General features: G+C 68.3%; 8 protein-coding genes. 4 read left to right on the forward strand and 4 right to left on the reverse strand.

Annotation, left to right across the window (positions count from 1 at the left end; translation table 11 throughout):
* Positions 1-33: 33 nt before the first annotated feature.
* The gene (locus ACGFY9_RS34070; RefSeq protein WP_393760616.1) at positions 34-1,815 is read left to right on the forward strand and encodes a putative Ig domain-containing protein; all 1,782 of its coding nucleotides are present in this window, start codon (positions 34-36) and stop codon (positions 1,813-1,815) included.
* Position 1,816: 1 nt separating this feature from the next.
* Positions 1,817-5,830, forward strand: a complete 4,014-nt coding sequence (locus tag ACGFY9_RS34075; RefSeq protein ID WP_393760618.1) for a putative Ig domain-containing protein — start codon at positions 1,817-1,819, stop codon at positions 5,828-5,830.
* A gap of 111 nt (positions 5,831-5,941) precedes the next feature.
* On the opposite strand, the gene ACGFY9_RS34080 is transcribed toward ACGFY9_RS34075, so the two are convergent.
* The 4 genes from ACGFY9_RS34080 to ACGFY9_RS34095 form a co-directional block, all read right to left on the reverse strand.
* The gene (locus ACGFY9_RS34080; protein ID WP_393760620.1) at positions 5,942-6,742 is read right to left on the reverse strand and encodes an alpha/beta fold hydrolase; all 801 of its coding nucleotides are present in this window, start codon (positions 6,740-6,742) and stop codon (positions 5,942-5,944) included.
* 138 nt (positions 6,743-6,880) lie between these two features.
* Positions 6,881-7,780, reverse strand: coding sequence for a carbohydrate ABC transporter permease (locus ACGFY9_RS34085; protein WP_393760622.1), 900 nt, complete (start codon positions 7,778-7,780; stop codon positions 6,881-6,883).
* On the reverse strand, positions 7,777-8,730 hold the full coding sequence (locus ACGFY9_RS34090; protein ID WP_393760624.1) for a carbohydrate ABC transporter permease: 954 nt from the start codon (positions 8,728-8,730) through the stop codon (positions 7,777-7,779). Before ACGFY9_RS34090 ends, ACGFY9_RS34085 begins: the two co-directional genes overlap by 4 nt.
* 53 nt (positions 8,731-8,783) lie before the next feature.
* The gene (locus ACGFY9_RS34095; protein ID WP_393760626.1) at positions 8,784-10,112 is read right to left on the reverse strand and encodes an ABC transporter substrate-binding protein; all 1,329 of its coding nucleotides are present in this window, start codon (positions 10,110-10,112) and stop codon (positions 8,784-8,786) included.
* A gap of 362 nt (positions 10,113-10,474) precedes the next feature.
* Here ACGFY9_RS34095 and ACGFY9_RS34100 point away from each other — a divergent pair, with 362 nt between their 5' ends.
* Complete coding sequence (locus ACGFY9_RS34100; protein WP_393760628.1) at positions 10,475-11,488, forward strand: hydroxyacid dehydrogenase; 1,014 nt, start codon at positions 10,475-10,477, stop codon at positions 11,486-11,488.
* Between the two features lie 305 nt (positions 11,489-11,793).
* Positions 11,794-12,813 (forward strand): LacI family DNA-binding transcriptional regulator, encoded by a 1,020-nt coding sequence (locus ACGFY9_RS34105; RefSeq protein WP_393760970.1) that lies wholly within the window; start codon positions 11,794-11,796, stop codon positions 12,811-12,813.
* The last annotated feature ends 77 nt before the right edge of the window (positions 12,814-12,890 follow it).

Consider the following 12,890-nt stretch of genomic DNA (forward strand, 5'->3'; position numbering starts at 1 on the left):
GGGCGGCGGCCACCCTCAGAAGGGACACCCCCGATGGACCGCCCCGCATCACGCTTCTCCCGCCGGACCCTGTTGCACGCGGCGGGCGCCACCGCCCTCGCCGGTTACGTGTCGAGCCTGACGACCCCGGCACAAGCGGCCACGGCGTCGGACACCTCCGCCAACCAGCTGGCGACCTACCCCATCCCCGACGGGATAGCGACGAACGACAGCTTCGCCGTGAAGGTACGCACCCCAGGAGGCTCGTGGCAGAAGGTCGCCATCTACCAGGCGAAGTCCATGGTCATCGATCCGAGAACGGGCAACGGCACCACCCAGAACTCCTCCATGGCGTACTTCGACTTCACGGGAGAGGTCCAGGTCTCCGTCACCTACACCGCGGACACGGTCAAGAAGGCCCGGATCCGCCCCAGTTCGTACGACATCGCACACAAGCTGGACAAGAGCAGCGGCACCCTGACCTTCACCCTCACCGAACCGCGCGACCTGTCCATCGAGTTCAACGAGGACATCTTCGACAACCTCCAGCTCTTCGCGGGAGCGATCGACACCAATCCGCCGAGCGCCGACGACCCGGACGTCATCTACTTCGGCCCCGGCGTGCACTCAACGTCCGACGGGCTGCTCACCGTGCCCAGCGGGAAGACGGTCTACCTGGCCGGCGGCGCGGTGCTCACCTCCCGGGTCGTTTTCGACCACGTCGAGAACGCCAAGCTGCTAGGCCGGGGCCTCGTCTACCAGGCGCCCAACGGCGGTGGCTGCGGAGTCAATTACTGCGAGAACATCGAGATCGACGGCGTGACGATACTGCTGCCCTGGGGGCACTCCATCAGCGCCGGCCAGACGCAGGACCTCACCATCCGCAACCTCCGCTCGATCTCCGCGACGACCTGGGGCGACGGGATCGACCTGTTCTGCTGCAAGGACGTCGTCATCGACGGGGTGTTCATGCGCAACTCCGACGACTGCATCGCCGTGTACAACCACCGCTGGGACTTCGTCGGGGACTCCACCGACATCGTCCTCAAGAACTCCACCCTCTGGGCGGACGTGGCCCACCCCATCAACGTCGGCACCCACGGCAACACGGACAACCCCGAGACGATCGAGAACCTCACCATCTCGAACATCGACATCCTCGACCACCGAGAACCGCAACTCGACTATCAGGGCTGCATCGCCCTGAACCCGGGGGACAGCAACCTGGTCCGCAACGTCCGCATCGAGGACGTCCGGGTGGAGGACTTCCGCTGGGGCCAACTCATCAACATGCGCGTCATGTTCAACACGTCGTACAACACCTCGGCCGGCCGCGGCATCGAGATGGTCTACGTCAAGAACCTCAGCTACACCGGCACCCACGCCGCAACCTCGCACATGGTGGGCTACGACGCGAACCACTCCATCAAGGACATCACCTTCGAGAACCTCGTCATCAACGGCACGCTCGTCTCCGACACCGACGGCCACGCCTCCTGGTACAAGACCTCGGACTTCGTGCCGATGTACACCAACGAGCACGTCTCCAACCTGAAGTTCGTCGACGCCGGGGCCTCACTGACGGCCGTACTGCCCGCGATCAGCAGTGCGAACTCCGCGACGGCGAGCGCCGGTTCCGACTTCTCGTACACCATCGAGGCGTCCAACCACCCCTACGCCTTCGACGCCGCCGGCCTGCCGGACGGCCTGACCGTGGACAAGTCCACCGGGGTCATCTCGGGCAAGCCGAAGGACACCGGCACCTCGTCCGTCGAGCTCAGCGCCACCAACGCCGTCGGCACCGGCACCCAGACCCTCACCCTGGTGGTGGGCTGACATGGCGAGGCACGTGAGCCGTCGGTGGTTCCTGGGCGGCACCGGCACCATGACCGCAGCCGCGATCACCGCCGCCGGTCCCACCACACTCCTCGCGGCCGGTACGGCGCACGCAGAGATACCCGTGGAGGACGGGGCCGCCGGCTTCACCTTCGCCCACCCGGGGATCCTGCACACCCAGGAGGACCTCGACCGGATGAGAACCGCGGTCGCGGCCAAGGAGGACCCGGTCTACTCGGGGTACCAGGCGATGGCCGCGGACGGCCGGTCCTCCTACGACTACACGGCGGCCAACACCGGCCAGATCACCACCTGGGGACGCGGCCCGTACAACTACCAGGACCAGGCGCCGAACGACGCCGCCGCTGCCTATCAGAACGCCCTGATGTGGTACATCACGCAGGATGTCCGGTACGCCGACAAGGCGCGGGACATCGTCAACATCTGGTCGAGGACGCTGGAGGGAATCACCGGCGCGGACGGCGAACTCGGGGCGTCCCTCCAGGGGTTCAAGTTCGTCAACGCGGCCGAGATCCTGCGCCACACCGGCTACGACGGCTGGGCCGCCGAGGACATCGCGCGGTGCGAGAAGTCCCTCAAGGACGTCTGGTACAAGGCCCAGTCCGGCTACGCCCTGTTCGCCAACGGCGGCTGGGACGCGGGAATCATCCAGACCGTCCTGGCCATCGGCGTCTTCTGCGACGACCGCGTGATGTTCGAGGACGCGGTGCGGTATGCCGCCGCCGGGGCCGGCAACGGCAGCATCAGGCACCGGATCGTCAACGCCACCGGACAGGGCCAGGAGAGCGGCCGGGACCAGACCCACGAACAGCTGGCTCTCGGCCTGCTGGCAAGCGCGGCCCAGGTGGCCTGGAACCAGGGCGTCGACCTGTTCGCGTTCGCCGGCAACCGCATCCTCGCCGGGTACGAGTACGACGCGAAGTACAACCTCGGCAACGACGACGTGCCCTTCGTCGCGGACCTCGACCGGACCGGCAAGTACATCAAGACGGCGGTCACGACGCTCGTCCGCGGGCTGTCCCGGCCCATCTTCGAGTTGGCCTACGCGCACTACGTGAGCGTCCTCGGCCTGTCGGCGCCGTACACGAAACAGGCGGTCTTCCGGGGCACGGACGGGGCCCGGTTCGTCGAGGGCTACGACCAGGACCACCCGTCCTGGTCCACGCTGACCTGCGCGCGCGAGGCGCCGGCCTCGTCGACTCCCCTCGCGCCACCCGGCGCCCCGGCCGGGCTGACCGCGAGCAACGGATCGGACTCCGTCGACCTCGCCTGGGTCGCGTCGGTGGACCCGGCAAGCGCCACCTCGGCGGCGACGTACTCGGTCGCGCGGGCCAAGACCAGCGGCGGGACGTACCAGACGATCGCCACCGGGCTGACGTCCACGACGTACTCCGATCTCGAAGTCACCGTCGGCACGACGTACTACTACACGGTCACCGCCACCAACGCCGTGGGCACGAGCGTGGCCTCCCTGGAGGTCTGCGCGACCGCCGGTCTCCCCAGCAACTGGTCGTCGCGGAACGTGGGGAGCGTCCAGGCGTCGGGGCTGACGACCTTCGACGGCGAGCGGTTCACGCTGGAGGCGAGCGGCACGGACATCGCCGGCACCGCCGACAGCTTCCGCATCGCGCAGATGTCGCTGAGCGGCAACGCGACCATCACGGCGCGGGTGGTGTACCCGCTCAGCTCGCAGTACGCCAAGGTCGGCGTGATGATGCGCAGTTCGACGGCTGCGGGCTCGGCGCATGCGTCGATGCTGCTCCAGGGCCTGACGCTCAGCACCTGGAGCGGAGTGTGGACCACCCGCGCCACCACCGGGGCAGAGACCTCGGCGACCGGCAGCACACCGGTCCCGCCCGCCCAGCAGACCGCGATCTCGACGGCCGCCTCGTACCCGATCTCCAATCTGGGGTCACTGCCCGATTCGGCGACTCCGCTGGCGGCCCCGTACGTGGAGGCGGCGGGCGACGGCTACCGGATGCGGCTGCCCTACTGGGTGCGACTCGATCGCGTGAAGAACACGTTCACCGGCTCGATCTCCCCGGACGGCGTGCACTGGACCGAGGTCGGCTCCACCGAACTGGACCTCGGCACCACCGTCTACGTCGGCCTGGTGAACTGCTCGTGCCTGGGCGTCTCGGAGTCCTACGCGGAGACCGGGACGGCCGCGTTCGACAACGTCACCGTGGTCCGCAAGTCCTCCACGCACTGGCAGGTGGCCGCGCCCAAGGGAACCGTCACCCTGCCGACGGCGACCACCGGAACCAGCGCGATCGAGCTGACCTGGAGCGACACGGACCTGTCCGGCCGCTACACCGTCAGGCGCGCCACCTCACCGGGCGGCCCCTACGAGACGCTCGCCACCGACGTGGGCCCGGTGGGCTTCGGCGTCCACACCGGCTACCGCGACCCCACCGGGACACCCGGCACGACCTACTACTACGTCATCGCCAAGACCAACGTGGGTGGCACGGGCCCCGTCTCGGCCGAGGTGAGCGCGACGATGCCGACACCGCCCGCGCCGAAACTGAGCAGCGCGTCAGCCGCGTACGCCAACACGGGTGTGCCGTTCGCGTACCTGATCGGCGCCTCCAACGATCCCGCGTCCTTCACCGCCACCGGACTGCCCACCGGGCTGAGCGTCGACACCAGCACCGGCCTGATCTCCGGCACCCCCACGCGCACAGGGGACTTCACCGTCCGGATCTCGGCCACCAACGCCGCCGGCACCGACACCGCCACCGTCAAGCTCGCCGTCGGCACCCCGCCGCCCGCGCCCTGGTCGTACCAGGACATCGGCGACTACGTCCTGGACGAACGGCAGTTGGGGATCTACGGCGTGGTGTCCGTCCGCACGCCGGGCATCACCAGCTACGACGCCACGGACAAGAGCTTCACCGTACGCGGCGCCGGAACGGACCTGAACGTCAACGGCCAGGGCATGACCGCCCAGTACGCCCACCTCCCGGTCACCGGTGACATCACCTTCACGGCCCGGGTCGCGAGCCGGGCCAACGCGGGCAACGACGACCAGGTCGGCCTGCTGATGACCCAGTCGCTGTCGCCGTTCGGCCAGATGGCCGGCGCGATCCTCACCAGCACCGGCAGCGGCGACACCGGCGTCCGGCAGTTCGTCCGCCGCCAGGTGGTGGCCGGGGGCACCTCGACCACCAACGGCAGCGGCAGCAGCGTGGCGACTCCGACCTGGCTGAGACTGGAGCGCGCGGGCAACAAGTTCACCGCCTCCACCTCCGCCGACGGGACCACCTGGTCGGTCATCGGCCGAGACACGATCGCCACCTTCGGCAAGGCCGCGTACTACGTCGGGCTCGCCGTCACCTCACGCAGTCCGTTCGCCCTCGACACCACCGTCTTCGACAACATCACCGTCACCCAGGGCGCGACCACCGTCCTCGGCCAGCCGGTCAAGGACCCGTACCGCACCTTCAGCTCCGCCACCGCCACCACCGCGGTCTACGGCCAGTCGGGCACCGACCTCGCCATCCTGGGCGACGGCGCGGACGTCTGGGGCAGCACCGACGAGTACACCTCCATCTACCAGCCCGGCGCGGTCACGGACGGCTCGACCGTCACCGTCGCGGTGACCTCGCAGGACGCCACCAACGGCTGGACGAAGTCCGGGATCATGGTGCGCAACGACATCACCGGCACCGGTACTTCGGCCGGGTACCTCATCCTCGCGGTCACCCCCGGCCACGGTGTCGCCCTCCAGTGGGACAGCGACGGCGACGGCGGCGTGGACAGCAACATCGAGACGGGCGGCACCACGGCCTACCCGACCTGGCTCAGGCTCGTGCGCACCGGCACGTCGTACACCGGCTCCTACTCCACCGACGGGGGCAGCACCTGGACCAAGGTCGGCACCGCCACCGTGAGCTCGGCCGCCGCGACCCAGGACGCGGGCGTCTTCACCACCACCCATTCCTCCGGCGTCGCGGGGGAGGCCGACTTCAGCGAGTTCACTGTCAGTTGACCGTTGTACCTGTCCTCTGGAAGCCGCCGCCGGGCACCGAGGTCCCGGCGGCCGCCGGTGCAAGACCACCCGTGCGGACAGGCCCACAGTTCCTGGCGCCCGTGTTCCGCGTCACGAGCCCGACGGGAAGGTCTCCGTCGCCCAGTCTTCGAGGAGCCGGTTCGTCCGCTCGGCCCGCTCCTCGTGGAGGTAGTGGCCGGTTCCGGTCCAGTGCTCCACGCGGGAACCCGGTACGTGCAGGGTGGTGCGCTCCCAGGCCGCGGCTTCCTCGGACGTCCACACGGTCAGCGCGGGCTGGGGGCGTCGGCGCAGGTATTCCTCGCTGTACGGGCGGATACCGACCGCACCGGGGTCGGTGTACATGCCCGCGTACGCCTGGGCGATGACGTGGTCCGGCGTACCGAGCAGGGTGCGGACATGGGCCGTACGCAGCCCCGCCGGCGCATCCGGCGCGAAGGCCCCGGCCACGAAGGAGGCCGCCGAGCGGGCGCCGTTCGCCCGGTACTCGGCCAGTCGGCAGGGAATGGTGTCGACCTCGGTCCCGTGTGCGCCGTGGGCCGGGTCGAGGGCGACGACCGAACGCACGGTCTCCGGCCGGCGGACAGCGAGCAGGTTGACCACCTGGCCGCCCATGGAGTGCCCGACGGCGACCACCGGTCCGGCGCCGAGGAGGTCGATCAGAGCAGCGAGGTCGTCGGCCATCTCCGCCGGGGTATTGCCCTCCCGAGGAACCGGGGAGCGCCCGTGGCCGCGTAGATCGGGGACGATGACGCGGCACGTTCCGGCCAGTTCCTCGGCGTGCCGTGACCATTCCCTGCCGTCGCCGCCCCAGCCGTGCACCAGGAGTAGCGGGGGAGCGGCTGCCGGGCCGAGGTCGGTGTAGAAGAGCGGGACATGGCCCAGGTCCTTCACGGCGGTTCTCCCGGTGAGTGGCGTAAGCGGAAGCTGCGTGAGCGCCCGTCCCGTCGAGATCCTGCGCCCACAGCCCAGCATGGCGCCGGCGCAGCCGAGGACGCGCGACTGTCAGTCGCGTGCGGCATCGCTGGTCCGTTACTTGAGGCTGCCCATGAGGATTCCGCTGCGCCAGTACTTCTGGAGCGCGAACATGAAGACGGCCAGCGGGATGATCGACAGCAGGGAACCGGTGAGGACGAGCGTGTTCATGTCCCGGGAGGTCTGCGCCTGCTGCACCCAGGAGAAGAGGCCCAGGGTGACGGGGAAAGTGCGCTCGCCGTTGAGCATGAACAGGGGCAGGAAGAAGTTGTTCCAGATGTTGATGAAGTCGAGCATGAAGATCGTGACGCCGCCGGTGCGCATGAGGTTCAACGCGACCGAGAAGAAGATCCGCGTCTCACCGGCCCCGTCGATGCGGGCCGCCTCCATCAACTCGGTGGGCACGGAGGTGTCGGCGTAGACCTTGCCGAGGTACACGCCGAACGGGTTGATGAAGTACGGGATCAGCACGGCCCAGACCGTGTTGGTGAGCCCGATGTCGGAGAAGACGAGGTAGAGCGGGAAAGCCAGCAGTGTGCTCGGCAGCAGCGAGGCTCCGACGATGACCGCGAACAGGGCGCCCCGGCCCCGGAACCCGAACTTCGAGATTCCGTACCCGGCGGCGAGCGAGATGAAGGTGGAGCCGGCGGCACCGACCGTGGAGTAGAGGACGGAATTGCCGATCCAGCGTCCGAACACGCCGTCGTGGTAGTCCCAGATCGCACGGAAGTTGTCGACGAAGTGGTTGCCGGAGAACCAGAGGCCGAAGGTGGAGTACAGGTCGGTCTGGTTCTTGGTGGACGACACCAGGAGGAACCACGTGGGCGCGATCGAGTACAACAGGAAGAAGATCAACAGCCCGGTGGTCAGGGCCATCGCGCCGCGGGTGGGACGTATCCCGCCGCCGGAGGTACCGGTGGCCTTGTTCGGGCGGGCCGCCCGGGTGGTGCTGCTCATGACATCTTCCTGTTCGTGACGCGGTAGAAGACGAAGGCGAGGATGCCGGTGACCACGGCCAGGACCAGCGACTCGGCTGCCGCGTACTGGTAGTTGCCGGTCTTGAACGCCTTGTCGAAGATCTCCATCATCGGCGTGAAGTTGGTGCTGATGGACTCCGGTGCCACATACCTCAGCAGCAGCGGCTCCGCGAACAGCTGAAGTCGGCCGATCAGCGAGAACATGCCGGTCAGCACCAGGATCCCGGTGATGTTGGGCACCTTGACCGACCAGGCGATCCGCCATTCACGGGCCCCGTCGAGCCGGGCCGCCTCGTACAGCTCGCGGGGCAGCGCCTGCAGCGACGCGGAGATCAGGATCATGTTGAAGCCGATGCCCTGCCAGGTGAGCAGATTGCCCAGGGAGAGGTAGGTGTTGAGGCCGCCGAACAGTGACAGGTGCACCCCGGCACGGTCGGCCACGTCGACGATCGGGCTGATCGTCGGGCTGTAGAGGAAGAGCCACATCAGGGTGGAGACGACGCTCGGGACGACGTACGGGATGAGGAGCCCGGCGCGGAAGAACCGCACCGCCCGCGCCGCGACTCCGTCCAGCAGCAACGCCAGGAGCAGGGAGATCCCCAGCATGACGGTGATCTGCACGGTCCCGAAGAGCAGGGTGCGCAGCATGCTCGACCAGAAGGCACCGTCGGAGAGGATCGCCGAGAAGTTGGAGAAGCCCGTGAAGACGACCTTGGTCGGGCCGAAGCCGAGGCCGCTGCTCTTCTTCTCGTGCAGGCTCTGGCCGAAGGCGTAGCCGATCGGCAGGACGTACGTGAACAGAAAGCCCACGAGGAAGGGCAGGGCGAACAACACGCCCTTGTAGGCTCCCCTCTTTCCGGTCCGGAGGCGGGAGGGCCGTCGGACCGGTGAACCGGCGGCGACTCGGGGCGGTCGCGTCAGGGTGGACACGGATGTCTCCAGGTGAGGTACGTGCGGGGCTTCGAATCCGCGTGCGGGGGCGGTCAGTTGCCCGCGACGGCCTTGACGCCCTTGTTCTTCAGGTCGGCGAGGACCCAGTCCTGAAGGTGCGTCAGCATCGCCTTGACGGTGAGCTGCTTCTTCATGACCTTGCCCCACTGCTTCTGCATCTCGGAGTACATGGCGGCGTAGTCCGGCCCGTACTGCCACTGGCCGCCCACGCGCGAGGCCGCCGTGGTGATCACGTTCGCGCTGTCCGACTTCCCGTTGAACATCTCGGTCGGGATGATCTTGTCGACGTACGGGGAGACGTCATTGACCGCGGGGAAGAGGCCGGACTTGGACGCGGGGTCGGTGAGTGCGGTCAGCGACTCCTTGCTGCTGGACAGCCAGGACGCGAACTGGGCGGCGCGGTCGGGGTACTTGCAGCCCTTCAGTACGGCCGTCACGTCGAAGTTGCTGGAGGTCTGCGGGTGCGTGGTGTCGAAGACAGGGGCATCCGCGAGCTGCCATTTGCCCCTGGACTTGGGGAAGTTGGTGTCGTAGATCGGCAACTGCCAGGTGGACGTGGTCATCAGGATGGTTTTGCCGAGATCCCAGGTCTTGAAGACGCCCGGATCGGAGTACGAGGCGTTCGAGGCGAGGTTGTTGTCGACGAGCTCCTGCACGATGCCGGCGGCCTTGAGCGCATTGGGCGAGATGAAGTCGACGACCCAGTGGTCGCCGTCGGCCTTGTACCACTCCGCGTTGGCCTGCCAGGACAGGTCGACCAGGGTGCTCGGGTCCTCGCCCGCCATGTTGAAGATCTTGACGTCCTTGTCCTTCTTCTGCACCGCCTTGCCCGCCGCGATCAGGTCGTCCCAGGTCTTGGGAGCCGCGATGCCGTACTTCTGGAACAGGTCGGCCCGGTAGGCGGTGAACAGGGGCGAGGAGCCGGTGGGGATGCCGTAGGTGGCGCCGCCGGGACTGACTGAACTCCAGGCCGGGGCCGTGTAGTTCGACTTGTACTTCGCGGCGATCTTCGTGATGTCGGTGAGCAGCCCGTCGGCGGCGAAGTTCGCCAGGTTCATCCCGTCCATCTTGGACAGGCAGGGGGCGTCGCCGGAGGTCACCGCGGCGCGGAGCTTCTGGTAGACCGTGTCGCCGGCCGCGTTGACGAACTTGATCTGCGTCTCGGGGTGTTCCTTGTTCCAGACCTTGGTCTGGGCCTCGATCCCCTCGGTCCAGCTCCAGAACTCCAGACTCACCTTGCCCCGGGTGCCGGGCTGGGCGGCGGAGCCCGGATCACTGCTGCTGGAACAGGCGCCGAGCACGAGGGAGAACGTGAGTGCCGCGGCCGCACCGGTGACGGATCTCTTGAGGAAGGTATGCATCAGGTCCTCCGAGGAAGGACGGGACAGCGCTGGGATGGGGGACGGCGCGGTCGGCTCAGGGGAGGGAAAGGGCTAGGGCCCGAAATGATTCGGTAACCGTTTGCTGTGAGACCGTAGAGCGTGGAGGCGGAGGACCACAAGGGGCGGGAGCGAATGTGTATCGTCGGCCCTTCCTCCAGGTCTCTCCGCATGGGCTCTGAACTGGTGGTTTGTGAAAACCATCGATTCGGTGAGCGATCGTGGGGGCGCTTCAGCCGTCGATGGCAGCGCGACGAGGCCCATTGACCCGTCGGCAATCTCGTCAGTAGCGTGGAATACGTTTACTCCCTCCATTCCACTTCCCACGCCGAAGCGGGAGCCCCATGCCTATGTCACCGTTGCCACGTGCCCTGTTCGTCATGGACCCGGTGCACCTGCCTGAGCTGTTCCCGCCTCGGCTGATGGCCCGGCTCCAGGAGCTGGCGCGGATCGACCCCGCGCTGGTCGTGCGGGACTTCACCGATCCGGAAGCGGTACGCGCGCTGGCCGAGGCGGAGATCCTGATCACCGGTTGGGGGTGTCCGCGCGTCGGCACGGACGCGCTGGCCTCCGCTCCCCGGCTGCGGGCCGTCCTGCACGCCGCGGGCAGCGTGCGGGGCATGCTCGGCGACGCGGTCTGGGAACGCGGCATCGCCGTCTCCAGCGCGGTACAGGCCAACGCGCTACCGGTCGCCGAATACGCCCTCGCGGCGATCCTGTTCGCCGGGAAGGACGCCTTCGGCCTGCGAGAACGTTTCCGGACCGAGCATGCCTACCCGGCGCCGGGGGACCACGGGCCGATCGGCAACCTCGGCCGGCGCATCGGAATCATCGGCGCGTCCAGAGTCGGCAGACGGCTCCTCGAACTGCTGCGCCCCTTCGACTTCGAGATCACGCTCTACGACCCGTACGTCGACGATGCCGAGGCCGCCGCACTGGGCGTCGTGCGCCTGCCCCTCGACCAGCTGATGCGGACCAGCGACATCATCAGCCTGCACGCCCCCGACATTCCCGAGACCTACCGGATGCTCGACCGCGCGATGCTCGCGCTGATCCCGGACGGCGGTGTGCTCATCAACACCTCACGGGGCGCCCTCGTCGACCCCTCGGCACTTACCGACGAACTGGTCAGCGGCCGGATCGGCGCGGTGCTCGATGTCACCGAACCCGAGCCACTCCCCGCCGACTCGCCCCTGTACCGGCTGCCGAACGTGTTCCTGACGCCGCACATCGCCGGTTCGCTCGGCAACGAGCTGGAGCGCCTCGGCCGCACGGTGGTCGACGAGTTGGAGCGCCTCGCCGTAGGGGAGGAGCCCGCCCACCGGGTCTCGCAGGCGGACCTCGTCAAGAGCGCCTGAGGCCGGCCTTCCTCGTCCTCCGGGGGTGGATGGGCGCACCGGCCGGCCGGGACGGGATCGCGTGATCGCTGCGGCTGCCGCTGATCGCACGGTCCGCCAGGGGGGTGAGCGGAACCGTGAGCAGTGTCAGAAGACGTTTACTGAGTCGGTGGCGGCAGTTCTCGCCCCTCCCCGCTTCGAGGGAGTCCCTGATGCAGTAACGTCGAGGCGTGGCGGATCAGGGAAACGGAGCTCGCACGGTGAGCCCTCAAGCCGGGAACGGCCGACGTCGGCGCGGGAGTGCCGGGCAGGACAAGCCCAGTACGATCCGGGAGGTGGCCGCACAGGCCGGCGTGTCCGTAGCAACCGTTTCCCGAACCCTGGCCGGGAACTACCCGGTCTCAGCGGAAACCCGGGCGCGTGTCATGACGGCGGTCGAGTCACTTCACTACGTCGTGAACGTCCATGCCAAGGCGCTGTCCGGCCGGGTCGCGGGTCCCATCGCACTGGTCATCCAGGACATCACGGGTCCCTCGCTCGCCCACGTCGCAGCCGGGGTCGAGGAGGAGGCAGCCACCCGCGGCAGATTGAGCCTCGTCTGTGCCACCCACGGCGATACGGACCGTGAGGACGATCTGGTGCAGCTCATGCGGGAGCAGCACGCGGCGGCAGTGGTCCTCGTCGGCGGAGCCGTTCAGAGCGAGGCCTATCACCGGCGCATGGCGCAGTACGCCACCGCCCTGGACGCCGCCGGATCCCGGCTGGTGCTCTGCGGACGTCCGCCGTTGCCCGAGGGGTTGCCGGTCACGGTGGTCGAATACGACAACAAGGGAGGCGCCTTCCAGGCAGCCGACCACCTGCTCACGGCGGGACACCGGCGCATCCTCTTCCTCGGCGGCGAGCCGTTGCAGAGCAGTTCGGAGGAGCGCCGGGCCGGTTACCGCCAGGCCCTGCGCGCCCACGGCGTGGCGTATGCCGAGGAACTGGACGGCTCGGGTCTGTACACCCGTGTCTCGGGCTATCAGCGGACCCGCGACGCCCTCCGCTCAGGACTGGACTTCACGGCTGTGTTCGCCGGGACCGACATGGTGGCCGTCGGAGCGCTCGCCGCCCTCCGCGAGGCCGGCCTGGACGTCCCCGGCGACGTGTCGGTCGTGGGCTTCGACGATGTGCCCTTCGCCGCCGACCTGTCGCCGTCCCTGACGACGGTCCGCGTGCCGTACGAGGAGCTGGGCCGCACCGCGGTGCGTCTGGCGCTCGGGCGCGAGGAACGTCTGGCTCAGGATGATCACGTCGTGCTCAGCACCCAACTGGTCATCCGTCAGTCCGTACGCCCGATGCCCTGAGCGTGCGGTGTGCCGGGCTGTCGGAGGTCGATCGCCGGTGGGACGCGACGGATGCTCGCCGACAGGACCGGCACGGC

Source organism: Streptomyces sp. NPDC048504 (assembly GCF_043200035.1).
Lineage (GTDB): Bacteria > Actinomycetota > Actinomycetes > Streptomycetales > Streptomycetaceae > Streptomyces.

Bases quoted from the DNA above. Each gene is read 5' to 3' on its own strand.
- ACGFY9_RS34070 (WP_393760616.1), top strand. From the start codon at position 34: ATGGACCGCCCCGCATCACGCTTCTCCCGCCGGACCCTGTTGCACGCG.
- ACGFY9_RS34100 (WP_393760628.1), top strand. From the start codon at position 10,475: ATGCCTATGTCACCGTTGCCACGTGCCCTGTTCGTCATGGACCCGGTG.
- ACGFY9_RS34075 (WP_393760618.1), top strand. From the start codon at position 1,817: ATGGCGAGGCACGTGAGCCGTCGGTGGTTCCTGGGCGGCACCGGCACC.
- ACGFY9_RS34085 (WP_393760622.1), bottom strand. From the start codon at position 7,780: ATGAGCAGCACCACCCGGGCGGCCCGCCCGAACAAGGCCACCGGTACC.
- ACGFY9_RS34095 (WP_393760626.1), bottom strand. From the start codon at position 10,112: ATGCATACCTTCCTCAAGAGATCCGTCACCGGTGCGGCCGCGGCACTC.